The organism is Streptomyces sp. NPDC028305 (genome assembly GCF_055569495.1).
The window spans coordinates 427,089-452,761 of the sequence record NZ_JBVHTN010000006.1 but is presented as its reverse complement, the minus strand read 5'-3'; the positions used below and the strand labels follow the sequence as shown (position 1 = coordinate 452,761).

Genomic DNA, 25,673 nt, shown 5'->3' with positions numbered 1-25,673 from the left:
GGCCCGGAGTGACCAGAGCGACCGGAAGGGCCCGGAGCCGCGCGATCACCTCGCGGCTCCGGGCCCTTGGCCGTGCTCGTCCCGCCCCGCGGGAGCTCACTCGCGTCTGACGCCCCACTCCACCCGCGCCGGCTCCTCGTACGCCGGCGCGTGCCGCGCCTCCCCCAGGACGAACACATCCGGGGCCCGGTCCAGCACACCGCCCGACGGGTCGTCCGACCCGTCCCTGCGCACCACGTCCCGCTCGGGCACCAGCACATCCCGCACGACCAGGGCGCACAGATACAGCGTCCCCAGCACATGGACGATGATCGCCAGCTGGTACCCCTCCGGCGGCAGCCCCCGGTGCTTGTCACCGCTGCCGATGTACGCCAGGTACATCCAGATCCCGAGGAAATACATCACCTCGCACGCCTGCCACACCAGGAAGTCGCGCCACCGCGGCCGGGCCAGGACCGCCAGCGGGATCAGCCACAGCACGTACTGCGGCGAGTAGACCTTGTTGGTGATCACGAAGGCGGCGACGACCAGGAACGCGATCTGCGCCAGGCGCGGCCGCCGGGGCGCGCACAGGGCGAGCGCCGCGATACCGGCGCAGGCCAGCAGCATCAGCAGCGTGGCGTACAGGTTGACGTTGTCGAGGGAGCTCCCGGTGCGCTGGGAGATGACCAGCCACACGGAGCCGAAGTCGACGGGCCGGTCCCGGCTGAAGGTGTAGAAGGCGAGCCAGCCCTCGCGAATGTGGAAGCCCCCGCGGCTGCTGATCATCACCGGGACGTTCACGACGAGCCAGGCCCCCAGCGCCCCGCCCAGCGCCGTCCCGAAGGCGCGCAGCCGGCCGGCCCGCAGGCACAGCACCAGCACCGCCCCGAGCAGCAGTATCGGGTAGAACTTCGCGGCCGTCGCCAGCCCCAGGAAGACGCCGGCCGCCAGCGGGCGGCCGCGCGACCACATCAGCATCCCGATGGCCGTGAGCGCCACCGCGAAGAGGTCCCAGTTGACGGTCGCGGTGAGCGCGAAGGCGGGGGCGAGGGCGACGAGCAGGGCGTCCCAGGGGCGGCGGCGGTGCGTACGCGAGACACAGACGGCGACGACCGCGGCGCAGACCATGAGCATGCCCGCGTTGACCATCCAGTAGATCTGCTCCTGGTGCTGGAGCGACCCGCCGTGCGGGGTGAGCCGGGAGGCGACCTCCATGAAGAGGCCGGTGAGGACCGGATACTCCAGGTAGTCCATCCCGTCCGTGGCGCCCGGTATGCGGTGGAAGTAGGGAACGACGTTTTCCGCGAAGCCGCGGCCCGCGTACAGATGCGGTATGTCGGAGTAGCAGGCGTGGGTGTACTGGCCGGTGACGCTGGAGAACCAGCCGCCGTTGTAGCAGGGGATCTTCTGCACCATGCCGAGGGCGAACATCCCGATGGCGACGAGCGCGATGATCCGCACGGGGGTCCACCAGCTGACGCCAAGCAGCGCCCGGCGCCCGGCCGGGCCGCCGATCAGCTCGCTGCCGGCCGCGGCCACGGCGTCCTCGGCGGTCGGCCGTACGGGCTCGGCCTCGGGGTCCCTGCGCACGCTCGTCATGGGATCCATCCTGCCGTACGGGCCGGGGGAGGGCCGTGAGGCCCGCCCCAGAGGCCCGCGCCGCCTCGGGGCGGCGAAGGGGCCGGGGCGGCCCGGAGAGCCCCGGAGAACGGCGGCGGCCGCGCCGGAGCGGATGACGCTCCGGCGCGGCCGCCGATGGTGGTACGGGCGAGGGTCGCTCACCTGCGGGCTCAGCCGCCTGCGTCAGCCGCCTCCACCGAACCAGCCGCCGTTATCGCTGCCCGGGGGTTCCGTGCTCGGCGTGCTGGTGCCGCCACCGTTGCCGTTGCCCCCGTTGTTACCGTTCCCTCCGTTGTTGTTGCCGCCGTTGTTGTTGCCCCCGTTGCTGCAACCGATCTCCAGCGGGTCACAGGTATCCGTCGGGGACGGGCTGTTGGTCGGGGTCTCGGAGGACGGGGTCTCGGACGGGGTCTCCGAAGGCGTCTCGGACGGAGTCTCCGAGGGGGCCGTCGTCGTGGGCGGAGCGGTCGGGCTCGCGCCGTCGCCGAAGATCTCCTTGCCGATCGGCTCGGGCTTCGGGAAGTTCTCGACCTTCTTGCCCTTCATGGCCTGGCGCATGTAGTCGGCCCAGATCTCGGCCGGGTACGAGGCACCGTGGATCGACGCCTCCGGTCGGCCAGTGCCCACGCCGCGCATGGACAGGAACTTCTGGTTCTTGGCCTTGTCGTTCACCCGCCACATGCCGATCGCTGTGGACAGCTGCGGGGTGTAGCCGGAGAACCAGGCCGACTTGTTCTCATCGGTGGTACCGGTCTTGCCCGCGGCGGGACGGCCGATCTGCGCCGAGGTGCCGGTGCCCTTCTCGACGACGTTCTTCAGGACGTCGGTGACGTTGTCGGCCACGTTCGGGTCGAACGCCGTCGTGAGCTCGTAGTCGTCCTTGTGGTTGTAGACCTCGATGCCCTTGTGCTCGACCGTGTCGACCGAGTACGGACTGGCCTGCTTGCCGCTGGCCGCGAAGGTCGCGTACGCCCCGGCGAGCCGGATGGCGCTCGGGGCCGAGGTGCCCAGGGAGAACGTCGGGGTGATCGAGGCCAGCTGGTCCTTGTTGAGACCCGCGGCGATCGCCGCGTCCCGCACCTTGTCGGTGCCGACGTCCATGCCGAGCTGGATGAAGGGGGTGTTCACCGAGAACTGCATCGCGGTGCGCAGGTTGATCTTGCCCCGGTCCTCGTCACCGTCGTTTCTCTGGTGCCACTCCTTGCCGTCCTTGTCGTGCCAGACGGTCCCGTTGTAGTCCCGCAGCGTCAGCTTGTTGTCGCCGTTGTAGATGCTCTTGGGGGAGACCACAGTGCGTTCCGAGTCGGGCTGATCCCGCGGACCGTCCTTGTCGCGGACGCCGTTGGTCATGGCGGCGGCCAGCACGAAGGGCTTGAAGGTGGAGCCAACCTGGACACCGGTGTAGTCGGCGTTGTTGGTGTAGTGCTCCAGGGCGTTCTTGCCACCGTAGATGGCGACGATCTTGCCCGTCTTGGGTTCCACCGAGGCCCCGCCGAACTGCACGTACTTGTCATACTGAGGCCGGAGCTTCGGGTTGATATTTTCCTTGGTCACCTTCTTCACGGCCGTCTCGAGCTGGTCCATCTTGTTCTGGTCGAAGGTGGTGTGGATCTGGTAGCCACCCTTGTCCAGCATGTTCTTGGTGATCTTGCTGTTCGCGATGATGTAGTTGTCGGCCAGGTCGGTGAGATAACCGATCTGGCCTTCCTTGTTCGTCGCGACCTTCGGCTCCCGCGGCGTCGGGAACCTCTTGGCGATGAGCTCCTCGCTTTCGGCCTTGGACATCCTCCCCACCTCGGCCTCGCGCTTGAGGATCCACTCCCAGCGCAGCTTGGCCCGCTTGGTGTTCGCCGTCTTGCTCGCGGCTGCGCCGTAGCCGCCGGCCGGGTCGTAGAGGTTGGGGCCGTTGAGGGTCGCGGCGAGGAAGGCGCTCTGGCTCGGCGTCAGGTCCTTGCAGTCTGTGTCGTAGTACGCGCGGGCCGCCGCCTGACAGCCGTAGGCGCCACGCCCGTAGAAGGCAGTGTTCAGATAGCCGGCGAGGATGTCTTCCTTGTCCATGGTCGCGCCGACCTTTATGGAGATGAACAGCTCCTTGACCTTGCGCGTGACCGTCTGCGACTGGTCCAGGTAGGTGTTCTTGACGAACTGCTGGGTGATGGTGGAACCGCTCTGCGTGGCCCCGCCCTTGGCCATGTTGACGACCGCGCGGGCGATACCCATCGGGTCGACGCCGTTGTCGTCGTAGAAGCTGGCGTTCTCCGCGGAGATCACCGCGTTCTGCATTCCCTTCGGGATCTCGCTGAGGGGCACGATCTGGCGGTTGTACTCACCACCGCCCGAGACCACCATCTGCTTGCCGCTCGCCCAGTAGTAGACGTTCTTCTCAACCTTGGACGCGGCCTGCGCGTTGGGCACCTCCACCAGCCACAGCCCGATGCCCACGGCGCCGACAAGCATGGCGAAGAAGAAGAGGAAGGTCCCGGTCACCAACCTCCAGGACGGGACCCAGCGCCGGAAACCGTCCTTGCCCGCGCGCGGGTAGTCGATGAAGCGTTTCTTGACGGGGCGTCCATCGCCGCCCCCCCGCCCTCGGCCGCCGGCGGCGCGTCGACCGCCGCCGTGGCCACCGCCCCCGGCATCGGGATCGGCTCCTCTTCTGCGGCCGGAGCCGCGCTGTGCGGCGCGCCGGGCTTCGGCCCGGCCGCCGTAAGGGCGCTCCTCCCCATGCGGGGCGGAGCCCGACCCGGTGGCGCTTCGCGGCTCGGCCGCGCGGCGGCCTGATGACTGCTGCGCGGCGCGCCGGGCCGCTGCTCGTCCGCCGCCTTGTGGCTGCGGCGGCTTGCGACGGTGCTCGCTCATGGAACGACTACTCCTCGGGCAGGCGCTATCGCCTGAAAGCGGCAGGTGGCTTTCGGTCCCCCCGATGTGCGCTCCGGCCACCGGTGGCAACCGGGCGCACTTCATCCAGGACGAGGACGCCTGATGGCGTCACTTGGTTCCCGGTGCTGTGCATGGCGAACAGAGTACGCACGGTCAAAACCAGCCGAGGCGTGATCTTCGCTCCATAACAGTCAGTTCGCGTCCCACGAATTGGTGATGTGACGCCGTTCACGATGGTCCCTCTTGTCCCGCCACCATCACGGTTCTATCGTCTGGATGTATCGAGTCGATACATCAGCTCGGCATAAAGGACCCAGGAGACAGAGGAGGCGGGTGTGGGCAGACGCTCGGGTGTGCTTGAGTTCGCCGTCCTCGGCCTGCTCCGCGAGTCCCCGATGCACGGCTACGAGCTGCGGAAACGCCTGAACACCTCGCTCGGGGTGTTCCGTGCGTTCAGCTACGGCAGTCTCTATCCCTGCCTCAAGACGCTGGTCGCCAACGGATGGTTGATCGAGGAGCCTGGCAGCGCGCCCGAGGAAGCCCTCGCGGCGACGCTCGCCGGCCGCCGCGCGAAAATCGTCTACCGGTTGACGGCGGAGGGGAAGGAGCGCTTCGAGGAGCTGCTCGCCCACACCGGCCCGGACGCGTGGGAGGACGAGCACTTCGGCGTCCGCTTCGCCTTCTTCGGACAGACGTCGCGGGATGTGCGGATGCGGGTCCTTGAGGGGCGGCGCAGCCGCCTCGAGGAGCGCCTGGAGAAGATGCGGGCCTCTCTCGCCCGCACCCGTGAGCGGCTCGACGACTACACCCTCGAGTTGCAGCGGCACGGGATGGAGTCGGTGGAACGTGAAGTCCGCTGGCTCAACGAGCTGATTGAGAGCGAGCGGGCCGGGCGCGATCAGCGCGGCGGCCCCGCGGGCCAGGACCGGCCCCAGAAGCTGGAGCAGGGCCGGTCCCCCGAGCTGGCCCCGTCAGGAGAGCAGGACCAGTCAGAAGATACGGGCGGCCTGCCCCGGCACCGGGGTGGTTCCCGGCCGGATCCGTCCGATGACACCACCAAATGAGGCCCCGCACCCCGCAGGGCTTCGTCGAGTACACACAGGGAGCAACCGGAATGGGTTCGGTTCGCGTAGCCATCGTCGGCGTGGGCAACTGCGCCGCCTCGCTGGTGCAGGGCGTCGAGTACTACAAGGACGCCGACCCGGCCACCCGCGTGCCGGGTCTGATGCACGTGCAGTTCGGCGACTACCACGTGCGTGACGTGGAGTTCGTGGCCGCCTTCGACGTGGACGCGAAGAAGGTCGGCCTCGACCTCGCCGACGCGATCGGCGCCAGCGAGAACAACACCATCAAGATCTGCGACGTGCCCTCGACCGGTGTCACCGTGCAGCGCGGCCACACCCTCGACGGCCTGGGCAAGTACTACCGCCAGACGATCGACGAGTCCGAGGAGACTCCGGTCGACGTCGTCCAGATCCTCAAGGACAAGCAGGTCGACGTCCTGGTCTGCTACCTCCCGGTGGGTTCCGAGCAGGCGGCGAAGTTCTACGCCCAGTGCGCCATCGACGCCAAGGTCGCCTTCGTCAACGCGCTTCCGGTCTTCATCGCCGGCACCAAGGAGTGGGCGGACAAGTTCACCGAGGCGGGTGTCCCGATCGTCGGGGACGACATCAAGTCGCAGGTCGGCGCCACGATCACGCACCGGGTCCTGACGAAGCTGTTCGAGGACCGCGGTGTGGTGGTGGAGCGCACCATGCAGCTGAACGTCGGCGGCAACATGGACTTCAAGAACATGCTGGAGCGCGAGCGCCTGGAGTCCAAGAAGATCTCCAAGACGCAGGCCGTCACCTCCCAGATCACGGACCGCGAGCTGGGCGAGGACAACGTCCACATCGGCCCGTCCGACTTCGTGGCCTGGCTGGACGACCGCAAGTGGGCCTACGTCCGGCTCGAGGGCCGCGCGTTCGGCGACGTCCCGCTGAACCTGGAGTACAAGCTCGAGGTGTGGGACTCCCCGAACTCCGCGGGCGTCATCATCGACGCGCTGCGCGCCGCGAAGATCGCCAAGGACCGCGGCATCGGCGGCCCGATCCTCTCGGCCTCCTCGTACTTCATGAAGTCGCCCCCGGTGCAGTACTTCGACGACCAGGCGCGGGAGAACGTGGAGAAGTTCATCAAGGGTGAAGTCGAGCGCTAGCGAGACAGAGTGCTGAGCGCGGCTTGATCACGGGCCTCCGGGTAATCCACCCGGAGGCCCGTGTGGTGTGTGAGGCTGGCGCCATGCCCGTTGTGCGTGATCTCCGCGTACTGCTACAGCTGCGCGACTTCCGGCGTCTCCTGGCCGTTCGTCTGCTGTCCCAAACGGCCGACGGCGTCTATCAGGTCGCGCTGGCCGCGTACGTGGTCTTCTCCCCCGAGAAGGAGACCTCGGCCGCGGCGATCGCCTCTGCCATGGCGGTCCTTCTGCTCCCCTACTCCCTGCTGGGCCCGTTCGCCGGCGTGCTGCTGGACCGGTGGCGCCGCCGACAGGTCCTGCTCCATGGCAACGCCCTGCGCTCCGCGCTGGCCGCCGGCACGGCGGTTCTGGTCCTCGCGCAGGTTCCCGACTGGCTCTTCTACGTCTCCGCGCTGTCGGTCACCGGCGTCAACCGTTTCGTCCTGGCCGGGCTCTCCGCCTCGCTGCCGCGAGTCGTCGACAGCCAGGAGCGCCTGGTGATGGCCAACTCCCTGTCCCCGACAGCGGGAACGCTCGCGGCCACCGCCGGTGGCGCCCTGGCCCTCGTGGTGAGCATCGCGGTCCCGGACGGCTCATCGTCCGACGCCGTGGTGGTCCTGATGGGGTCGGCGCTCTATCTCAGTGCCGCGGTCGCGGCACTGAGAATGCCGCCCGGACTTCTGGGACCCGATCCATCCGCGCTCCAGCCGCGCCTGGGCGCGGCCCTGCTGAGTACCGTGCGCGGCCTGGCCGCCGGTCTGCGTCACCTGTGGGAGCGCCGGGATCCCACTGTGGCTCTGGCGGCGATGACATCGATGCGCTTCTGCTACGGCGCGCTGACGGTGATGGTGCTGATGCTCTGCCGGTATGCGTGGGCACGGACCGAGTCGGAGGGCCTGGGGCTTCTGGGGCTCGCCGTGGCCGTCTCGGGGGCGGGATTCTTCGCGGCGGCGGTGATCACTCCGGGGGCGGTGGCCCGGCTGAGCCCCACCTCACACCCGGACGGCAGGCTGCGCTGGATCACGGTGTGTGCCGCGTCCGCGGCCGTGCTGGTGCCGGGACTGGGGCTGCCCTTCGAGCTCACTCCGATGCTGGCCGCCGCCTTCGTCCTCGGTCTCATCACCCAGGGAGCCAAGATCGCCACCGACACCGTGGTGCAGTCCTCGATCGCCGATGACTTCCGCGGCCGGATCTTCTCCCTGTACGACGTGCTCTTCAACGCGGCCTTCGTCGGGGGAGCCGCGATCGCCGCACTGACGCTGCCGCCCGACGGCCGCTCGGCCACCCTGGTGATCCTGGTGGCCACGCTCTACGCGGCGACCGCCCTCGGCGTCATGTTTCACGTGAAACATGACGAGCGCGAGGCCGCACAGGCCGATGTTTCACGTGAAACCTGATGGGTCAGCCCTGAGGCTCAGCCGCCCACCACTCCTGGAGTGCCACGACCACGGCGTCCCGCTCCATGGGGCCGTGCTCCAGCCGCAGCTCCAGCAGATGCTTGTACGCCTTACCGACCTGCGGGCCCGGCCCGATGCCGAGAATCTTCATGATCTCGTTGCCGTCCAGGTCCGGCCGGATGGCATCGAGCTGCTCCTGCTGCTGCAACCGCCCGATGCGCTCCTCCAGCCCGTCGTACGCGCGCGACAGAGCGGCCGCCTTGCGCTTGTTGCGCGTGGTGCAGTCCGAGCGGGTCAGCTTGTGCAGCCGCTCCAGCAGGGGGCCCGCGTCCCGTACATAGCGCCGGACCGCCGAGTCCGTCCACTCACCCGTGCCGTAGCCGTGGAAGCGCAGATGCAGCTCGACCAGGTGGGAGACGTCCTTCACCAGCTCATTGGAGTACTTGAGCTTGATCATCCGCGACTTGGCCATCTTGGCGCCCACCACCTCGTGGTGATGGAAGGAGACCCGGCCGTCCTTCTCGAATCGGCGCGTGCGGGGCTTCCCGATGTCATGCAGCAGAGCCGCCAGCCGCAGCACCAGGTCGGGCCCGTCCTTCTCCAGGGCGATGGCCTGCTCCAGCACGGTCAGCGAGTGCTCGTACACATCCTTGTGGCGGTGGTGCTCATCACGCTCCAGGCGCAGCGCCGGAAGCTCCGGGAGGACATGGTCGGCGAGCCCGGTGTCGACGAGGAGCCGCAGCCCCTTGACAGGATGGGCGGCCAGGATCAGCTTGTTGAGCTCCTCGCGCACCCGCTCGGCCGAGACGATCTCGATCCGGCCGGCCATCGCCTTCATCGCGGCGACCACCTCGGGCGCCACCTCGAAGTCGAGCTGGGCCGCGAAGCGCGCGGCGCGCATCATCCGCAGCGGGTCGTCGGAGAAGGACTCCTCAGGGGTGCCGGGTGTACGCAGCACCCTCGCGGCGAGGTCCTCCAGACCGTCGTGCGGGTCGATGAACTCCTTCCGCGGGAGCGCGACGGCCATGGCGTTCACCGTGAAGTCCCGACGGACCAGGTCCTCGTCGATGGAGTCGCCGTACGAGACCTCGGGCTTCCGCGACGTACGGTCGTACGCTTCCGACCGATAAGTCGTGATTTCGATCTGGAACCCCTGATTCGCCCCGTCTCCGTTCCGGCCCTCCTTGCGGCAGCCGACCGTGCCGAAGGCGATGCCGACCTCCCAGACCGCGTCGGCCCATGGGCGGACGATCTTCAGCACATCCTCCGGCCGCGCGTCCGTGGTGAAATCCAGATCGTTACCGAGACGGCCCAGCAGCGCGTCCCGCACCGATCCGCCGACCAGGGCAAGGCTGAACCCGGCCGCCTCGAAGCGGCGGGCAAGGTCATCGGCTACGGGAGAAACTCGCAGAAGCTCGCCCACGGCGCGACGCTGCACCTGGCTGAGCTCGTTGGTCGACTGCGAGTGGTTGCTGTCAGTGTTGGCGTTCGGCACAACAGAACAGGGTACGTGGCCACAGGCCCCGGAGCCTCCTCGTCGATCCAGGCATCGAACCGGTGACGATCTTGTGGAGCCCTCCACAGCACTTCATCACAGCGAGCATCGTTACCATTTCGTGGACGCATATTGCGGTGACCACTGACGACTACTGACGACGAGGGACGGGCGAGCGCGTGGCCGAGCCGGCAGAGCTCCAGGGGACAACTTCCGCTCGCGCCCGCCGGTGGCTGCGGCGCTCAGGGGCGCTGCTCGCCGCGGCGCCCCTGCTGGCGGGTGTCCTACAGATCCCGGCGGCCCCCGGCGCCCACGCCCAGCCCGCCCCGGCCCAGGCCAAGGCCACCGGTTCGCGCACCGTCGACGTCGCCATCGACTCGCTCACCCCGACCACGCCGTCGAAGAGCGACACGCTCACCATCGCCGGGACGGTTACCAACAAGGGCCGCTCGACGATCAACGCCTCCTACGTCAGCCTCCGGGTCGGCCCGACCATGAACGGCCGCAACGACATCGACACGGCCGCCAAGCGCAAGGACTACACGGTCGGCCTCGACGGCACCGAGGTCGCCGGCAAGTACGAGCAGAAGATCGGCAACCTGCCCGCCGGCATCAGCCGTGACTTCACCCTCTCCATACCGGTGAAGGAGCTGAACCTCGGCGGGAGCGGCGTCTATCAGCTCGGTGTCTCCCTCACCGGCCAGACGCGGAGCCAGCCCTGGCCCCAGGTGATGGGCATCGAGCGGACCTTCCTGCCCTGGCAGCCGACCGCGGCCGCCAAGAGGAGCAAGCTCACCTTCCTGTGGCCGCTCATCTCCTCCACCCACCTCACCGCCCGCACCGGCGCCGATGAGCAGCAGACGCCGATCTTCCAGAATGACGACCTCGCGGCGGAGCTCGCCCCCGGCGGACGGCTCCAGCAGCTCGTGGCCCTGGGCAAGAACCTGCCCGTCACCTGGGTGATCGACCCGGACCTGCTCGCCACGGTCGACGCGATGACCAAGCCGTACGAGGTGCAGGGCCAGACGGAGGACGAGACGACGGACGGCCGGGGCCAGGCCGTGGCCAAGCAGTGGCTCAACGACCTCCAGCAGGCCATCGAGGGTCACCAGGTGGTGGCCCTGCCCTTCGCCGACCCGGACCTCGCCTCGCTCGCGCACCGCGGCAAGGCCACGGGCGCCCTCAGGCACCTCCAGACCGCCACCGCGCTCGCCTCGATGACCGTGGACACTGTTCTGCATGTGAAGCCCCGTACGGACTTCGCGTGGCCGGTGAACGGCGCCGTCGACTCCTCGATCGTGGACGTCGCCACCTCCGCCGGCGCACACAACATCATCGCCCGCAGCGACAGCCTGCGCGAGACCGGCGATCTGCCCTACACGCCCACCGCGGCCCGCCAGATCGGCGGGGGCAATACGGCGGTGGTCGCCGACGCCCGGCTGTCCACCGCCTTCATGGGCGACATGACGAGGGCGGAGAACGCCACCCTCGCCGTCCAGAAGTTCCTCGCCCAGACCCAGATGCTCACCCTCCAGGTGCCGGACAAGCAGCGCAGCGTCGTCGTGGCCCCGCAGCGCATTCCCACCACCAGCCAGGCCCAGGCGATGGCGGCGGCCCTGGGCGGGCTCTCCGGCCGCTGGACGCAGCCTGCCACTCTGGGGGAGGCCGCCAAGGCCCAGCCCGACCCGCGCGCCACCCAGCGGGTGCCCTCAGCCCGCTCGTACCCGGCCGCGCTGCGTCGCCAGGAGCTGCCGACCGACGGATTCCGCAAGATCCAGCAGACCCAGGCGACCCTCGACCGGTTCGAGGAGATCCTCACCGCCAAGGACCGCGTGGTCACCCCGTTCGGCAGCGCGATCACGCGGGAGATGTCCACCTCGTGGCGCAACGACCCACGGGGCGCGACCGGCTTCCGTGACTCCGTCCAGGCCTACCTCCAGGGGCTCACCGAGAAGGTGCGCCTCGTCAAGAAGACGGACATGACCCTGTCGGGGCGCAGCGCCACGATTCCGGTGACCGTCCAGAACAACCTTCTGCAACCGGTCCAGCTGCGGCTGGTCCTGCGGTCCGGCCAGGGCAACCGCCTGGCGGTCGGCGACCCCCAGGTGGTCACGGTCCAGGGCGGGCACAGCCAGTCGGTGAAGTTCGGCACCACGGCCAACGCGAACGGACGTGCCTGGGTGACCGCCCAGATGTACACCGTGGACGGCCAGGCGTACGGCCCCGAGATGTCCTTCACGGTGAATGTCACCGAAATCACGTCCACGGTCATTCTGGTGATCGCGGGTGGGGTCCTGCTGCTCGTCCTCGCCGGGATCCGGATCTACCTCCAGCGCAAGCGGTCCGCCGCCAGGAGTGATGGAGACGCAGCGGGGAACGGCGAGAAGCAGGACGGAGAGGCGGCCGAGGGTGAGCGGGCCGAGCCCGGCGAGGACGAGCGTCCGCGCGCCACGGTGCCCGGGCAGCCGAGTGACCCGGTGCCGGACACCGGATCGCAAAGCGCTGGCCCATCCGGCTCGGGTGAGAAAGTGGACCATTGAGCAATGGCGTGGCCGGCCGGCCGCAGCGGACGATGAGGTGGGGTAGCGATGAACGCGCCGTATGACGGTGATCGCGGCCAGGGCGCGGGCAATGACCCCGCCGGCCGGGTACCGCCGCCGCAGAGCGGCCCGCACGCCCACCAGAGTCCTTACGAACCGGAGCCGCACCAGCAGGATCCGTATCTGGGGGACCCCCGCGACATCTCCTACAGCCAGCTGCCGTACGTGCAGGACCCCTATATGCAGGATCCGTACGTCACCGGCTCCTTCACGCCGTACCCGTACGCGGCGCAGGACTCCTACGCCCATGACCCGCTGACGGATCCGCTGTACGACCGGGGCGGGTACCAGGCGCCCCCGTCCGGCGGGTACCAGCAGCAGCCCTACCAACAGCCGCCCGCCGCCCCGCACGGACACGACCCGCGCCTGTGGCCGGCCGAGCCGGCAGCCGCCGCTGACGGCCCCGCCCACCAGCCCTATGGCGGCAACCTCGACGCCACGCAGTACCTGGGCACCGGCCCGCAGGCCGGCTACGCCGCCGAGGAACAGCAGCAGCCGGACGCGTTCGCACACCTCTTCCGCGACCAGCAGCCCTACGAGCCCCAGCGCCCCCAGCAGCCCGCGGCCGGGTATCCGCCCGCGGGATCACCGCAGGGGCAGGCACCGGCGCCCGAGCCGACCGGCCCCGTTCCCGCCCAGCCGGCCGCCCCCGCGGGGGCGGCCGCGGCGGTGGCCGAGCCGGAGACGGCCGAGCCGGAGAAGAAGCGCTCGGGCGGCCGAGCGGGAAACCTGCTGAAGTCCAGCGCGGTGATGGCGGCCGGAACGCTGGTCTCCCGGCTCACCGGCTTCGTCCGCCAGCTGGTGATCGTCGCCGCCATCGGCGCCGCCACCCTCGGCGACACCTACGCCGTCGCCTACCAGCTGCCCGCGATGATCTACTTCCTCACCGTGGGCGGCGGCCTCAACTCGGTCTTCGTCCCGCAGCTCGTCCGCTCCATGAAGGAGGACGAGGACGGCGGCGACGCCTACGCCAACCGCCTGCTGACCCTCGTGATGGTCGTCCTCGCGGCCCTCGTCGCCGTGTCCGTGTTCGCGGCCCCCACGCTGGTCCGCACGCTCTCGCCGTCCATCGCGGGCAATCCCCACGCCAATGCGGTGGCGATCACCTTCGCCCGCTACTGCCTGCCCACCATCTTCTTCATGGGCGTGCACGTCGTGGTGGGCCAGATCCTCAACGCCCGGGGCAGCTTCGGCGCCATGATGTGGACCCCGGTCCTCAACAACATCGTCGTCATCGCCAGCTTCGGCCTGTTCATCTGGGTCTTCGGCACCGCCAGCACCTCCGACATGGGGGTCACCAACATCACCCCCGAAGGGGTCCGGCTGCTGGGGATCGGCACCCTCCTCGGCCTCACCGTCCAGGCGCTGGCGATGTTCCCCTATCTCCGGGCCGCCGGCTTCCGCTTCCGGCCCCGCTTCGACTGGCGCGGCCACGGCCTGGGCAAGGCCGCCAAGCTCGCCAAGTGGACCGTCCTGTTCGTCCTGGCCAACCAGGCCGGCAACGTCGTGGTGACCCGGCTCGCCACCGCGGCCGGCGCCAAGGCCGACAACCAGGGCTTCCCCGGCACCGGCCTCATCGGCTACCAGAGCGCCCAGCTCATCTGGGGCATGCCGCAGGCGATCATCACGGTCTCCGTCATGGCCGCCCTGCTGCCCCGGATCTCCCGCGCGGCCCACGACGGGGACACCGGCGCGGTCCGCGACGACATCTCGCAGGGCCTGCGCACCTCCGCCGTCGCCATCGTCCCGCTCGCCCTCGGATTCGTCGCGCTCGGCATCCCCATGTGCACCCTGATGTTCGGCTCCTCCGGCACCGAACAGGCCCGCTCCATGGGCTACATCCTCATGGCGTTCGGCCTCGGACTCATCCCGTTCTCGGTGCAGTACGTCGTCCTGCGCGGCTTCTACGCCTACGAAGACACCCGCACCCCCTTCTACAACACGGTGATCGTCGCCGCCGTCAACGCCGCCGCCTCCGGGCTCTGCTACGTCATCCTCCCCGCCCGCTGGGCCGTGGCGGGCATGGCCGCCTCCTACGGCCTGGCCTACGCCATCGGCGTGGGCGTGGCCTGGAAGCGGCTCCGCAAGCTCCTGGGCGGCGATCTGGACGGGCGGCACGTCGTCCGCACCTACACCCGTCTGGTGGGCGCCGGCATCCCCGCCGCCGTCCTCGGCGGCGTGGCCTCCTACGCCATCACCGGGGCGCTGGGCGCCGGCCCGACCGGCTCCCTAGCGGCTCTGGCGGGCGGCGGTCTCGTTCTTATCGCGGTCTTCTACATTGCGGCGAAACGGATGCGCGTTGCGGAGCTGACCGCCATGGTCGGTATGGTCCGCGGACGACTTGGTCGCTGATCGTTCAGCACAACCATCGTCTGCCATCGTGTGTCGTGCATAGCGGCGGACTGTGGGCACAATTGTCTTGGCTCGGAGTAGGCGCAACGGATGGGGAGGCAGGAACGACGGTGGCGGAACGGAGCACGGCTGCCGTCGACGTGGCCGACAACAGCGGAGATGAAGCGCTGACCGCCGAGGCGGGCAAGGCCACGTCCGACGGGGTGGGAACCGAAACGAAAGCCGACACGGAAGCGAAGAAGGCCGCGGGCACCGACACCAAGGGCGCCGCGGCCGACACAAGCAGCCCAGAGCTGCACAGCGGCCACAAGTTGGCCAGACGCTACCGGCTGGAGGAATGCGTCACCCGTCTGGACGGATTCAGCAGTTGGCGTGCCGTGGACGAGAAACTCCGCCGCGCCGTCGGAGTCCATGTCCTGCCGGCCGACCACCCGCGGGCGCGCCCGGTGCTGGCCGCCGCCCGTTCGGCGGCGCTGCTCGGCGACCCCCGATTCGTCCAGGTCCTCGACGCCGTCGAGGAGAACGACCTCGTCTATGTGGTCCACGAGTGGCTTCCCGACGCCACCGAGCTCACCGCCGTGCTCGCCTCCGGGCCGCTCGAGCCGCATGAGGCCTACCAGCTCGTCAGCCAGGTGTCCCAGGCCATGGCCGCAGCCCACCGCGAGGGCCTGGCGCATCTGCGGCTCAACCCGGGCTCCGTCCTGCGCACCGAGTCCGGCCAGTACCGCATCCGCGGCCTCGCCGTCATGGCCGCCCTGCGCGGCATCACCTCCGACCACCCGCAGCGCACCGACACCGAAGCCATCGGCGCGCTGCTGTACGCCGCCCTGACCCAGCGCTGGCCGTACGAGAGGGACGCCCACGGCCTCTCCGGGCTGCCCAAGGGCGTCGGCCTGATCGCTCCCGACCAGGTCCGCGCGGGGGTCCACCGCGGTCTGTCCGAGCTGGCGATGCGCGCGCTCGTCAATGACGGCGCCACGGCCTCCCGGCAGGACCAGCCCTGCACCACCCCCGAGGAGCTGTCCAAGGCCGTCGCCGCCATGCCGCGGATCCGCCCGCCGGAGCCCGTCTTCACGACCCCCGACGCCTTCCAGCGCACCACCTACCAGCAGGGTGCCTACGGCCAGCCGCCCCACCGCGGCCGCCAGCCCCTCGCCCCCCGCCCGGCCGCTCCCATGCCGCCCCCGCCCCCGCTTCAGACCCGCACGGGCAAGGCCCTCAAGTGGACCGTCTCCGCCCTGCTGATCGCGGCCCTCGGCCTCGGCAGCTGGCAGCTCGCGGACACGCTCCTCAAGGAGGAGAAGAAGTCCCCGCCCAGCAGGTCTCAGCAGAACGGGAACGACGACAAGCCCACGAAGCCGGCCAGCAAGCCAATCAAAATCGTCAATGCCAGGGAGTTCGCCCCCGACGGCAGCCCGCAGAAGCCCGCCCAGGTCAAGCTCACCTACGACGGGGATCCCTCGACCTCCTGGCGCACCAACAGCTTCATCGACGGTCCGGAATTCGCCCCGAGCGTCAAGAAGGGCGTCGGAATCATCTACGACCTCGGCTCCGAGCAGACGCTGAGCGGCGCCTCCATCGGGCTGCACTACGGAGGCTCCTACACGGAGATCTCGCTGTACGCCACGGATTCCCTCTCCCCGTCCGTCTCGGCGTCCGACCCCGTCGGTTCGTTGAAGAAGCTCGATTCGGCCAAGGTCACGAGCAAGTCCGCCGAGCTGAAGATCAAGAGCAACGTGAAGACCCGCTACGTCCTCGTCTGGCTCACGGCGCTTCCCTACTCCGCCCCGGAGCCGAACTTCGACAACCCCTACAAGCAAGCCATCACGGACGTGAAGTTCACCGGCTGAGTCGGCCGGGCGGGGAGGGGGCTCCAGGGTGGACAACGCCAGATTCGGCGACACGAGCGACGGCGAGCTCCTCAAGCGCCATGTCACCGGCGACCCGGATGCCTTCGCCGAACTCGTGCGGCGCCACCGCGACAGACTCTGGGCGGTGGCGCTGCGCACGCTCGGCGACCGCGAGGAAGCCGCCGACGCGGTCCAGGACGCGCTCGTGTCCGCCTACCGGGCCGCTCACACCTTCCGGGGCCAGTCGGCCGTCACAACGTGGCTGCACCGCATCACCGTGAACGCCTGCCTGGACCGGGCCCGCAAGGCCGCCTCCAGGCGTACATCCCCCATTGCCGAGACGGAGCGGCTGGAGCAGCTGCTCGAACCTCATGAATCGGCCGCCGCTCCGGCGGAACGCGGAGATCTTCACCGCGAGCTGATCCGTGCGCTGGGCACCCTGCCCCCCGAGCAGCAGGCAGCACTCGTGCTCGTCGATATGCAGGGCTACCCGGTGGCCGAGGCCGCGAAAATCCTGGAGGTCCCCACCGGCACGGTCAAAAGCCGCTGCGCCCGGGGACGCGCACGCCTGCTGCCGCTGCTGACCCATCTCCATCCGAACGGGAGGGGTAGCGGCTCGCCGGGCGGGGCAAGGAACCGGACGCAGGGGACTTCCGTCCCACCGGCGGCAGGACCGAACGACGCAGATGCCGTGAAGGGCGGAGGTGGCCGAGCGTGACATCGTCGACCGACACGGATGAGCACCCGGAGGTCACGGAGATCTCCGCGCTCGCCGAGGGGCTGCTGCCCCCCGACCGCACCTCCCAGGTGCGCGACCATCTCGCCGCCTGTGTGCTGTGCGCCGAGGTAAGAGACTCCCTGGACGAGATCCGATCGCTTCTGGGGACCCTGCCCGGCCCCGTGCAGATGCCCGCCGACATCGCGGGCCGTATCGACGCGGCACTCGCAGCGGAAGCCCTCCTCGACGCGACCGCCCCGGACGACCGCATCGGTGTTTCACGTGAAACGCCGACCCTCGGCACATCGTCGCCCGATACGATCGCCCCGGACGACGGCGCCTACGTTTCACGTGAAACGGCGAAGCCGACGCGCTCCCGGAAAGCGATCGGCGAAGTGGAGCCGATCTCGCCCGGCGCCGCCGAGCGGCCGACGGGTCGCCCCCGAGCCGCCACCGGACCGGGACGCCGGAAGTCCGGGCCCGACACCCGGCCCACTCGGCCCCGACGCTGGCCCAGGACCGTGCTCGGCGCCGCCTGCGCGGCTGCCGTGATCGGCCTCGGCTCCTTCCTCGTCCAGTCGGGCTCCACCAACCCGAGCAACGACGTGGCCGACACACAGACGTCGAAGAAACGGGTCTCATCCGACGACGCGGCAGCGCTCTCCGCGGCGACCCTCAAGTCACGGGTGCATGCCCTCCTCGCCGACCAGAAGACGTCCACCGCGTCCGGAGACGTGAGGGCGCAGGACACTCCGGATATGCCGCTGCGCGCCGAGGACCCCCCGGTGCCGTCCTGTGTGCAGGCGGGGACCGGCCGCTCCGAGGTCCCGCTTGCCGCACAGAAGGACACCTACGCCGGCAAGGACGTCTTTCTTGTGGTGCTGCCGCACCCGGCCGACAGCGACCTCGTCGACGCCTTCGTGATCGACTCGGCCTGCGTGGCGCAGTCGCCGTCGCCCGCCGGTGCTCGCCTCGTGGCCCGCACCTACCCGCGGGACTGACCCCGCGCCTGCCCGCGAGGCTGAGGAACACGGCACACGGCGGGCCGCCTGACACCACACGGGAATGCGGGCCCCGTAGGATCCGTTGGGTGGGATGGCGGCGGTTTTCCGGAGAGCGCCGGACGTCGCCGCCCAGTCAGTAGTCGGCACTCGGCAGAGACAAGGAAGACATCCGTGAGCGACGTCCGCAACGTGATCATCATCGGTTCCGGGCCCGCGGGCTATACGGCCGCGCTCTACACCGCCCGGGCTTCCTTGAAGCCGCTGGTCTTCGAAGGCTCCGTGACCGCCGGTGGTGCGCTGATGAACACCACCGACGTGGAGAACTTCCCCGGCTTCCGTGACGGGATCATGGGCCCCGACCTGATGGACAACATGCGGGCACAGGCGGAGCGCTTCGGCGCCGAGCTGATCCCCGACGACGTTGTCTCGGTCGACCTCAGCGAGGACATCAAGACCGTCACCGACTCCTCCGGCACGGTCCACCGGGCCAAGGCGGTCATCGTCACCACCGGCTCGCAGCATCGCAAGCTCGGCCTGCCCCGCGAGGACGAACTCTCCGGCCGTGGCGTCTCCTGGTGCGCCACCTGTGACGGGTTCTTCTTCAAGGACCAGAACATCGCCGTCATCGGCGGTGGCGACACCGCGATGGAGGAAGCGACCTTCCTCTCCCGGTTCGCCACGTCGGTCACCGTGGTCCACCGCCGTGACACGCTCCGGGCCAGCAAGGCGATGCAGGACCGCGCCATCGCCGACCCCAAGATCTCGTTCATCTGGGACAGCGAGGTCACCGAGATCCACGGGGACAACAAGCTCTCCAGCCTGACCCTGAAGGACGTCAAGACCGGCGAGACCTCCGAGCTGCCGGCGACCGGTCTGTTCATCGCCATCGGCCACGATCCGCGCACCGAGCTCTTCAAGGGCCAGCTCGACCTGGACGACGAGGGCTACCTGAAGGTCGCATCGCCGTCCACCCGGACCAACCTGCCGGGTGTCTTCGCCGCGGGTGACGTCGTGGACCACACCTACCGCCAGGCGATCACCGCGGCCGGCACGGGCTGCTCCGCCGCCCTGGACGCCGAGCGGTACCTCGCGGCTCTCGCCGACAGCGAGAACGCCACCGACTGACCCCTTCCCCCGCACCAAACCGATAAAGGAGAGAACCATGGCCGGTGCCACGGTGACCGTGACAGACGCCGACTTCGAGGAGAAGGTCCTCAAGAGCGACAAGCCGGTGCTCGTCGACTTCTGGGCCGCGTGGTGCGGTCCGTGCCGCCAGATCGCTCCGTCCCTGGAGGCCATCGCGGCGGAGCACGGCGACAAGATCACCATCGCCAAGCTCAACATCGACGAGAACCCCACGACCGCCGCGAAGTACGGCGTGATGTCGATCCCGACGCTGAACGTCTACCAGGGCGGCGAGGTCGCCAAGACCATCGTCGGTGCCAAGCCGAAGGCCGCCATCGAGCGCGACCTGGCCGACTTCATCGGCTGACCCGTCAGCCGTCGCTCCACAACGAAGGGGCTGCCCGCTTGGGGCAGCCCCTTCGTGTTTCACGTGAAACCACGGCCTCACATCTGCGGCTTCACAGCGGCCGGAGGGCGGGCTCCTTCTGGACCGCCCCGAGCAGCCGGTCCAGAGCCAGCTCGACGTCCTCCTTCCAGGAGATCGTCGTTCGCAGTTCCAGCCTCAGCCGCGGATACCGGGGATGCGGCCGCACCGTCTTGAATCCCACGGCGAGCAGATGATCCGCGGGCAGCACACACGCGGGCTCCTTCCAGGTGGCGTCCCCGAAGGCCTCGATCGCCTTGAACCCGCGCCGTATCAAATCCTTGGCCACCGTCTGCACCATCACCCGGCCCAAGCCCTGTCCCTGATATCCGGGCATCAGCCAGGCCGTCATCAGCTGAACGGCGTCCGCCGCCACCGGGCTCGTCGGAAAGGCCGTGGATCGCGGCACATACGCCGGAGGCGCGTAGAGCACAAAGCCCACCGGCACATCGTCGACATAGACCACCCGGCCGCAGGAACCCCACTCCAGCAGAACGGCCGAGATCCAGGCTTCCTTCTCCAGCTCCGGACGTCCGGCTCTTACCGCGGCCTCGCCGCTGACCGGGTCGAGCTCCCAGAAGACGCAGGCGCGACAGCGCTTGGGGATGTCCGGAAGGTTGTCCAGCGTGAGCGGTACGAGCCGACGCCCCATGAAGCCAGTCCCTCACTTCCGTCGCCGGCCGCGTTGCGAGCGGCCGACAGCGCACTACGCCCCCTGAGCAGACTGCCGACGAATCCGCCGACCGCCCCCAGTCCCAATCCCGTTGCCAGCAGCCCGGTACGGCTCACCGACCGCATGGCCTTGCCTTCCGCATAAGACGCCTCCACAGGGATCCGCCCTACCTGTTCGCATCGTATCCGTGCCGACATTGCACCGATACCGCCCTTGAGCAAAGAGCGGGTCGTGTTCCGACCTCGCCGGAAAACGACCCGCCCCGCTCTGTCCGTAAGACCTGTGTCCTACTCGTCCTCGTCCGCCGCGTCCGAGAGCCGCTGCTCCAGGACCGGTCCCTCGCCCGGGGCAAGCGCTCCGAGAATGCGCTCCAGATCCTCTATCGAGGCGAACTCGACGACGATCTTCCCCTTCTTCTGACCGAGGTCCACCTTCACCCGGGTCTCAAAGCGGTCGGAGAGCCTGGAGGCGAGATCCGTGAGCGCGGGGGAGACCTTCGTCCCGGCTCGTGGCCCCTTGCCCTTCTGCGCCCTGCCCGGCCGCGAGCCCATCAGGGTCACGATCTCCTCGACCGACCGTACCGAGAGCCCCTCGGCCACGATCCGGTACGCCAGCCGGTCCTGCTCTTCCGGATCATCGACGCCGAGCAGCGCACGGGCGTGGCCCGCGGAGAGAACCCCCGCGGCCACCCGGCTCTGCACCTTGGGGGACAGCTTCAACAGCCGGAGCGTATTGGAGACCTGGGGGCGGGAACGCCCGATACGGTCCGCCAGCTCGTCATGCGTGCAGTCGAAGTCCTTCAGCAGTTGGTCGTAGGCGAACGCCTCTTCCAAGGGGTTGAGCTGTGCGCGATGCAGATTCTCCAGCAGCGCGTCCAGCAGAAGCTTCTCGTCCTCGGTGGCCCTGACGATCGCGGGAATCTTCTCCAGGCCCGCCTCCCGGCAAGCCCGCCAGCGACGCTCCCCCATGATGAGCTCATAGCGCTCGGGAGCCAACTGCCGCACCACGATGGGCTGAAGAAGCCCGACCTCCTGGATCGAGGTAACCAGCTCGGCCAGAGCATCCTCGTCGAACACCTCACGCGGCTGCCGCGGATTCGGGGTGATGGAGTCCAGCGGCAGCTCGGCGAAGTGCGCTCCGGCCACCTCCTCCACGACGGGCTGAACCGCCTCCTCCTGCTGCGGCAGCGCGACGTCGCTGTCCTCCACAACGACACGGGAGGGCAGCGAGGCGACCTTGGCCGCTGCCACACCACGCTCCTGTGTCAGCACCGGGACCGCCGACGGGGAGGTGGAGACCCCCGTCGCGGTGACCGTTCCCGCCACCGGCGCGGGCCCGGAGCCATCCGTCCCCTTCGGCGCGGGAGGGATCAGAGCCCCGAGCCCACGGCCCAGTCCTCTGCGTCGCTCACTCACTGAATCCCCTCCTGCATGGTGTGCTGGTCGTGCTGGCTGATCGATGGGAGGGCGTGGGCGCGCTGGGCGTCATAGTGGACCTCGCCCCCTCCGGCCCCTCTGAGTGCGATCTCCCGGGCCGCTTCGAGGTAGGACAGCGCTCCGCTGGACCCCGGGTCATAGGTGAGGACGGTCTGCCCATAGCTGGGAGCCTCGGAGATACGCACCGACCTCGGAATGCTCGTCCGCAGCACCTCATGGCCGAAGTGGCTGCGGACCTCATCGGCGACCTGCGAAGCCAGCCGGGTCCGGCCGTCGTACATCGTGAGCAGGATCGTCGAGACATGAAGCTTGGGGTTGAGATGCCCGCGCACCAGGTCGACGTTGCGCAGCAGCTGTCCCAGCCCCTCCAGGGCGTAGTACTCGCACTGGATCGGGATCAGGACCTCCGCCCCGGCGACGAGTGCGTTGACCGTCAGCAGACCGAGAGAAGGGGGGCAGTCGATCAGGATGTAGTCCAGCGGCTGCTCATAGGCCTGGATGGCCCGCTCCAGCCGGCTCTCCCTCGCCACCAGCGAGACCAGCTCGATCTCCGCACCCGCCAGGTCGATCGTGGCCGGAGCGCAGAACAGTCCCTCCACATCGGGCACGGGCTGCACCACATCGGACAGCGGCTTGCTGTCCACCAGCACGTCATAGATCGACGGGACCTCGGCGTGGTGATCGATACCCAGCGCCGTCGAGGCATTGCCCTGTGGATCGAGGTCGATGACCAGCACTCGGCCGCCGTGGAGTGCGAGAGAAGCGGCCAGATTGACCGTGGTGGTGGTCTTGCCGACCCCGCCCTTCTGATTGGCGACCACGATCACCCGGGTCTGCTCCGGCCTGGGAAGTCCCTCGCCCGCGCGACCGAGGGCTTGGACCGCCAGTTCCGCGGCGCGGCCAATGGGGGTGTCGTCCATCGGGGGCAGTGTTTCACGTGAAACATCCTCCCCCGCCGATTCGGTACGGGGGCCGGGGACCGGGTCGGTCATCGGCCCCGCGATGTTGGCGTCGGACCGCAAGGATTCACTCTCCTCGACATCAGGCTCGCGATGAACAGAGCCTGCCATGCTTTTGGGGTTGTGAACCAGCGAGGCCCGTTCTCCTGTGGATGAATCCACATCCCGTCGGGGCCGACGGTCGCGCGGCAGTGCGGCCGCGCGCCCACGACTGATGATTCCATGCAGCAAGGAGCGACGTTTCACGTGAAACACGATGCACGGACAGCCTCACCGATTCGTGGCGACACTCCGGTATGCGTAGTTTTGGCAGCTTGTATGGAGCAGCCGAGCCCGTCCTATGGAGCAATGCCGACTACGACCTCGGCAGTGGCACCGCCCGGGGGCCCGCTCAGCGGCGGCGCCGGGGGCCCTTCCGGGCCGCCTTGGCCCGCTTGGCCGCGAAGCGCACACCGCCGGGGCTCTCGCCGACCTCGACCCGCACCACAGTGGAGAGAGGGTCCACGATCCCCTCGCCGACATGGAGCACCGAAGTCCCGACCACCCCGAGCTTGCTCAGCGCGGCACGGGCTTGTTTCAGCTCCTCCTCCGCCGTATCTCCCTTGAGCAGCAGCATCTCCCCGTACGGGCGCAGCAGGGGAACGCCCCAACCGGCCAGCCGGTCCAGTGGGGCCACGGCGCGCGCCGTCACCACATGCATCGGGGGGAGCTTCCCCAGGACCTCCTCGGCCCGGCCCCGCACCACCGTCACATGGTCCAGCCCCAGCAACTCGACAACTTCCTGGAGGAAGTTCGTACGGCGCAGCAGCGGCTCCAGCAGCGTGATCCGCAGGTCCGGGCGCGTCAGGGCGAGCGGAATGCCGGGCAGCCCGGCGCCCGAGCCCACATCGCACACGGTGACCCCTTCAGGGACCACCTCGGAGAGCACCGCGCAGTTCAGCAGATGACGCTCCCACAGCCGCGGCACCTCACGCGGACCGATCAGACCGCGGGTGACTCCGACGTCGGCGAGCAGTTCCGCGTACCGGACGGCCTCCAAGAAGCGCTCACCGAATACCTCCCGTGCCTCCTCGGGCGCCGGGGGGAGCTCCGCTGCTTCCGTCACGGGGACCGTCCTTCCATACCGAACACTGTGGTGACCGAACACTGTGGTGAACACTGTGGTGAACGCTGATGCGAGGCTGACAGCTGATGCAAGGCTGACAAGATTCGGCCCCGCCTGCGAACAGACGGGGCCGTGTGGATCATGAGGCTGGACCGGTTCAGACCGGAAGCACGACCACGCGACGCTGGGGCTCCTCGCCCTCCGACTCGCTGCGCAGTCCGGCCGCCGCCACCGCGTCGTGCACGACCTTCCGCTCGAACGGCGTCATCGGCTTCAGCTTCACCGGCTCACCGGTGCCCTTGGCCTCCTCCGCGGCCTTGGTGCCCAGCTCGGTGAGCTCGGCACGCTTACGGGCCCGGTACCCGGCGATGTCGAGCATCAGCCGACTGCGGTCGCCGGTCTCCCGGTGCACCGCGAGCCGGGTCAGCTCCTGGAGCGCCTCCAGTACCTCACCGTCCCGGCCCACCAGCTTCTGCAGATCACGGCTGGTCGATTCACTGATGATCGACACCGCGGCACGGTCGGCCTCGACGTCCATATCGATGTCGCCGTCGAGGTCCGCGATGTCCAGCAGCCCCTCGAGGTAGTCGGCCGCGATCTCCCCTTCCTGCTCGAGGCGGGTCAGGGTGTCGACACCCTCGGCAGCAGGGGTGGTGCCTTCCGTCACGGATGGACTCCTTCTTACTTCTTGGACGGGTGCTTGGGACGCTGCTGGCCCTTACGCTGCCCGGACTTGGCAGTGCGGGCGGAGCCGGAAGCCGAGCCGCCGGCCGGCTTACCGCCCTGCGCCCCCTTCTTCTGCGCCACGCTGCGCTGCTGCTTCTCCGGCGCGGAGTCGGCCGACTTTTCCAGCGAGGGCTTCTCGGCCGTCTCCTGGGACTGCGCCGTGGCCTTGGCGTGGCCCGAGGCGGTCTGGCGCTGCGACTTGCTCTGGCGCTTGGGCTGCTGCCGGTTCGCACGAGCCGTCTCGGCCGCCTTCTTGGCCTCGACCTCGGCCGGCTCCTCCTTGAGCTGGCCCTTGGCCCGCAGCCGCTCCTGGCGGGCCTTGTAGGCGACGCTACCGGGGGTCGGGTTGCGGCGGATGATGAACATCTGCTGGCCCATGGTCCACACGTTGGTGGTCAGCCAGTAGACGAGGACACCGACAGGGAAGTTGATACCGAAGACGGCGAACATCACCGGGAAGACGTACATCAGCATCTTCTGCTGCTGCATGAACGGCGTCTTCACCGTCAGGTCGACGTTCTTGGTCATCAGCTGGCGCTGGGTGAAGAACTGCGACGCCGACATCAGGACGATCATGATGACCGTCACGACCCGGACGTCCGTCAGCGTGGCGCCGAGGGACTCGACCTGCGAGGCGGACGACATGAACTTCACGGACAGCGGAGCGCCGAAGATGTGCGCCTGACGGGCGCTGTCCAGCAGCTGCTGGTCGATGAAGCCGACCGTGCGGTTGTTCGCGATGTGGTTCAGGACCTGGTACAGCGAGATGAAGAACGGCGACTGCGCCAGGATCGGGAGACAGCTCGAGAGCGGGTTGGTACCCGTCTCCTTGTAGAGCTTCATCATCTCTTCGGACTGGCGCTGCCGGTCGCTCTTGTAGCGCTCCTGGATCGCCTTCATCTTCGGCTGGAGCGCCTGCATGTTCCGCGTCGCCTTGATCTGCTTCACGAAGAGCGGGATCAGGCAGATACGGATCAACACGACCAGAGAAACGATGGACAGACCCCACGCCCAGCCACTGTTCTTGTCGAAGATGAGGCTGTAGAACGCGTGGAACTGGACGATGATCCAGGAAACTACGTCATAAAGAGGACTGAGGATCGTGTCCACGA

At 68.9% G+C, this 25,673-nt stretch carries 19 protein-coding genes; 10 read left to right on the top strand and 9 right to left on the bottom strand.

What is annotated here, in order from left to right; all coding sequences use genetic code 11:
- Positions 1 to 96: 96 nt before the first annotated feature.
- Together ACZ4WQ_RS27435 and ACZ4WQ_RS27430 are read right to left on the bottom strand one after the other, a co-directional pair.
- Positions 97 to 1,581, bottom strand: coding sequence for a glycosyltransferase family 87 protein (locus tag ACZ4WQ_RS27435; protein ID WP_358848075.1), 1,485 nt, complete (start codon positions 1,579 to 1,581; stop codon positions 97 to 99).
- Positions 1,582 to 1,785: 204 nt separating this feature from the next.
- Positions 1,786 to 4,461: a transglycosylase domain-containing protein gene (locus ACZ4WQ_RS27430; RefSeq protein WP_398376212.1), complete on the bottom strand. Its 2,676-nt coding sequence runs from the start codon at positions 4,459 to 4,461 to the stop codon at positions 1,786 to 1,788.
- 356 nt (positions 4,462 to 4,817) lie between these two features.
- Here ACZ4WQ_RS27430 and ACZ4WQ_RS27425 point away from each other — a divergent pair, with 356 nt between their 5' ends.
- The 3 genes from ACZ4WQ_RS27425 to ACZ4WQ_RS27415 all read left to right on the top strand — a co-directional run bounded on the left by ACZ4WQ_RS27425 (position 4,818) and on the right by ACZ4WQ_RS27415 (position 8,094).
- Positions 4,818 to 5,546 carry a PadR family transcriptional regulator gene (locus ACZ4WQ_RS27425; RefSeq protein ID WP_311726004.1) on the top strand — a complete coding sequence of 243 codons (729 nt, stop codon included), beginning with the start codon at positions 4,818 to 4,820 and terminating at the stop codon, positions 5,544 to 5,546.
- Positions 5,547 to 5,596: 50 nt separating this feature from the next.
- The gene (locus tag ACZ4WQ_RS27420; protein WP_311726003.1) at positions 5,597 to 6,679 is read left to right on the top strand and encodes an inositol-3-phosphate synthase; all 1,083 of its coding nucleotides are present in this window, start codon (positions 5,597 to 5,599) and stop codon (positions 6,677 to 6,679) included.
- Positions 6,680 to 6,762: 83 nt separating this feature from the next.
- Positions 6,763 to 8,094, top strand: coding sequence for an MFS transporter (locus tag ACZ4WQ_RS27415; RefSeq protein WP_311726002.1), 1,332 nt, complete (start codon positions 6,763 to 6,765; stop codon positions 8,092 to 8,094).
- A 4-nt stretch (positions 8,095 to 8,098) separates the two neighbouring features.
- Here ACZ4WQ_RS27415 and ACZ4WQ_RS27410 read toward each other — a convergent pair whose 3' ends face one another.
- Positions 8,099 to 9,589, bottom strand: coding sequence for a CCA tRNA nucleotidyltransferase (locus ACZ4WQ_RS27410; protein ID WP_398376213.1), 1,491 nt, complete (start codon positions 9,587 to 9,589; stop codon positions 8,099 to 8,101).
- A 179-nt stretch (positions 9,590 to 9,768) separates the two neighbouring features.
- On the opposite strand from ACZ4WQ_RS27410, the gene ACZ4WQ_RS27405 reads away from it, so the two are divergent.
- The 7 genes from ACZ4WQ_RS27405 (at position 9,769) to trxA (ending at position 19,605) form a co-directional block, all read left to right on the top strand.
- A complete protein-coding gene (locus tag ACZ4WQ_RS27405; RefSeq protein WP_468022492.1) occupies positions 9,769 to 12,129 on the top strand; it encodes a DUF6049 family protein in 2,361 nt (786 codons plus the stop codon).
- A gap of 48 nt (positions 12,130 to 12,177) precedes the next feature.
- The gene (gene murJ, locus ACZ4WQ_RS27400; RefSeq protein ID WP_398376216.1) at positions 12,178 to 14,541 is read left to right on the top strand and encodes a murein biosynthesis integral membrane protein MurJ; all 2,364 of its coding nucleotides are present in this window, start codon (positions 12,178 to 12,180) and stop codon (positions 14,539 to 14,541) included.
- A 110-nt stretch (positions 14,542 to 14,651) separates the two neighbouring features.
- Entirely contained in the window at positions 14,652 to 16,391 is a 1,740-nt protein-coding gene (locus tag ACZ4WQ_RS27395; protein WP_361189462.1) for a protein kinase family protein, read from the top strand.
- A gap of 28 nt (positions 16,392 to 16,419) precedes the next feature.
- On the top strand, positions 16,420 to 17,109 hold the full coding sequence (sigM, locus tag ACZ4WQ_RS27390) for an RNA polymerase sigma factor SigM (RefSeq protein WP_361189460.1): 690 nt from the start codon (positions 16,420 to 16,422) through the stop codon (positions 17,107 to 17,109).
- Positions 17,106 to 18,110 carry an anti-sigma factor family protein gene (locus ACZ4WQ_RS27385; RefSeq protein WP_468022491.1) on the top strand — a complete coding sequence of 335 codons (1,005 nt, stop codon included), beginning with the start codon at positions 17,106 to 17,108 and terminating at the stop codon, positions 18,108 to 18,110. Before sigM ends, ACZ4WQ_RS27385 begins: the two co-directional genes overlap by 4 nt.
- Before the next feature lie 174 nt (positions 18,111 to 18,284).
- Positions 18,285 to 19,238 carry a thioredoxin-disulfide reductase gene (gene trxB / locus ACZ4WQ_RS27380; RefSeq protein ID WP_311725995.1) on the top strand — a complete coding sequence of 318 codons (954 nt, stop codon included), beginning with the start codon at positions 18,285 to 18,287 and terminating at the stop codon, positions 19,236 to 19,238.
- A gap of 37 nt (positions 19,239 to 19,275) precedes the next feature.
- Positions 19,276 to 19,605, top strand: coding sequence for a thioredoxin (gene trxA, locus ACZ4WQ_RS27375; protein ID WP_311725994.1), 330 nt, complete (start codon positions 19,276 to 19,278; stop codon positions 19,603 to 19,605).
- Between the two features lie 91 nt (positions 19,606 to 19,696).
- Here the strand turns inward: trxA and ACZ4WQ_RS27370 are convergent, their stop codons facing one another.
- The 6 genes from ACZ4WQ_RS27370 to yidC all read right to left on the bottom strand — a co-directional run bounded on the left by ACZ4WQ_RS27370 (position 19,697) and on the right by yidC (position 25,671).
- Positions 19,697 to 20,314, bottom strand: coding sequence for a GNAT family N-acetyltransferase (locus ACZ4WQ_RS27370; RefSeq protein WP_055545947.1), 618 nt, complete (start codon positions 20,312 to 20,314; stop codon positions 19,697 to 19,699).
- A gap of 308 nt (positions 20,315 to 20,622) precedes the next feature.
- Positions 20,623 to 21,750 carry a ParB/RepB/Spo0J family partition protein gene (locus tag ACZ4WQ_RS27365; protein ID WP_311725993.1) on the bottom strand — a complete coding sequence of 376 codons (1,128 nt, stop codon included), beginning with the start codon at positions 21,748 to 21,750 and terminating at the stop codon, positions 20,623 to 20,625.
- Positions 21,747 to 22,841, bottom strand: a complete 1,095-nt coding sequence (locus tag ACZ4WQ_RS27360; protein ID WP_311726193.1) for a ParA family protein — start codon at positions 22,839 to 22,841, stop codon at positions 21,747 to 21,749. Before ACZ4WQ_RS27360 ends, ACZ4WQ_RS27365 begins: the two co-directional genes overlap by 4 nt.
- Positions 22,842 to 23,121: 280 nt before the next feature.
- A complete protein-coding gene (rsmG, locus tag ACZ4WQ_RS27355; RefSeq protein WP_014177963.1) occupies positions 23,122 to 23,835 on the bottom strand; it encodes a 16S rRNA (guanine(527)-N(7))-methyltransferase RsmG in 714 nt (237 codons plus the stop codon).
- Between the two features lie 157 nt (positions 23,836 to 23,992).
- On the bottom strand, positions 23,993 to 24,502 hold the full coding sequence (locus ACZ4WQ_RS27350; RefSeq protein ID WP_311725992.1) for a Jag family protein: 510 nt from the start codon (positions 24,500 to 24,502) through the stop codon (positions 23,993 to 23,995).
- A gap of 14 nt (positions 24,503 to 24,516) precedes the next feature.
- Positions 24,517 to 25,671, bottom strand: a complete 1,155-nt coding sequence (gene yidC / locus ACZ4WQ_RS27345; protein ID WP_311725991.1) for a membrane protein insertase YidC — start codon at positions 25,669 to 25,671, stop codon at positions 24,517 to 24,519.
- Positions 25,672 to 25,673: the final 2 nt, after the last annotated feature.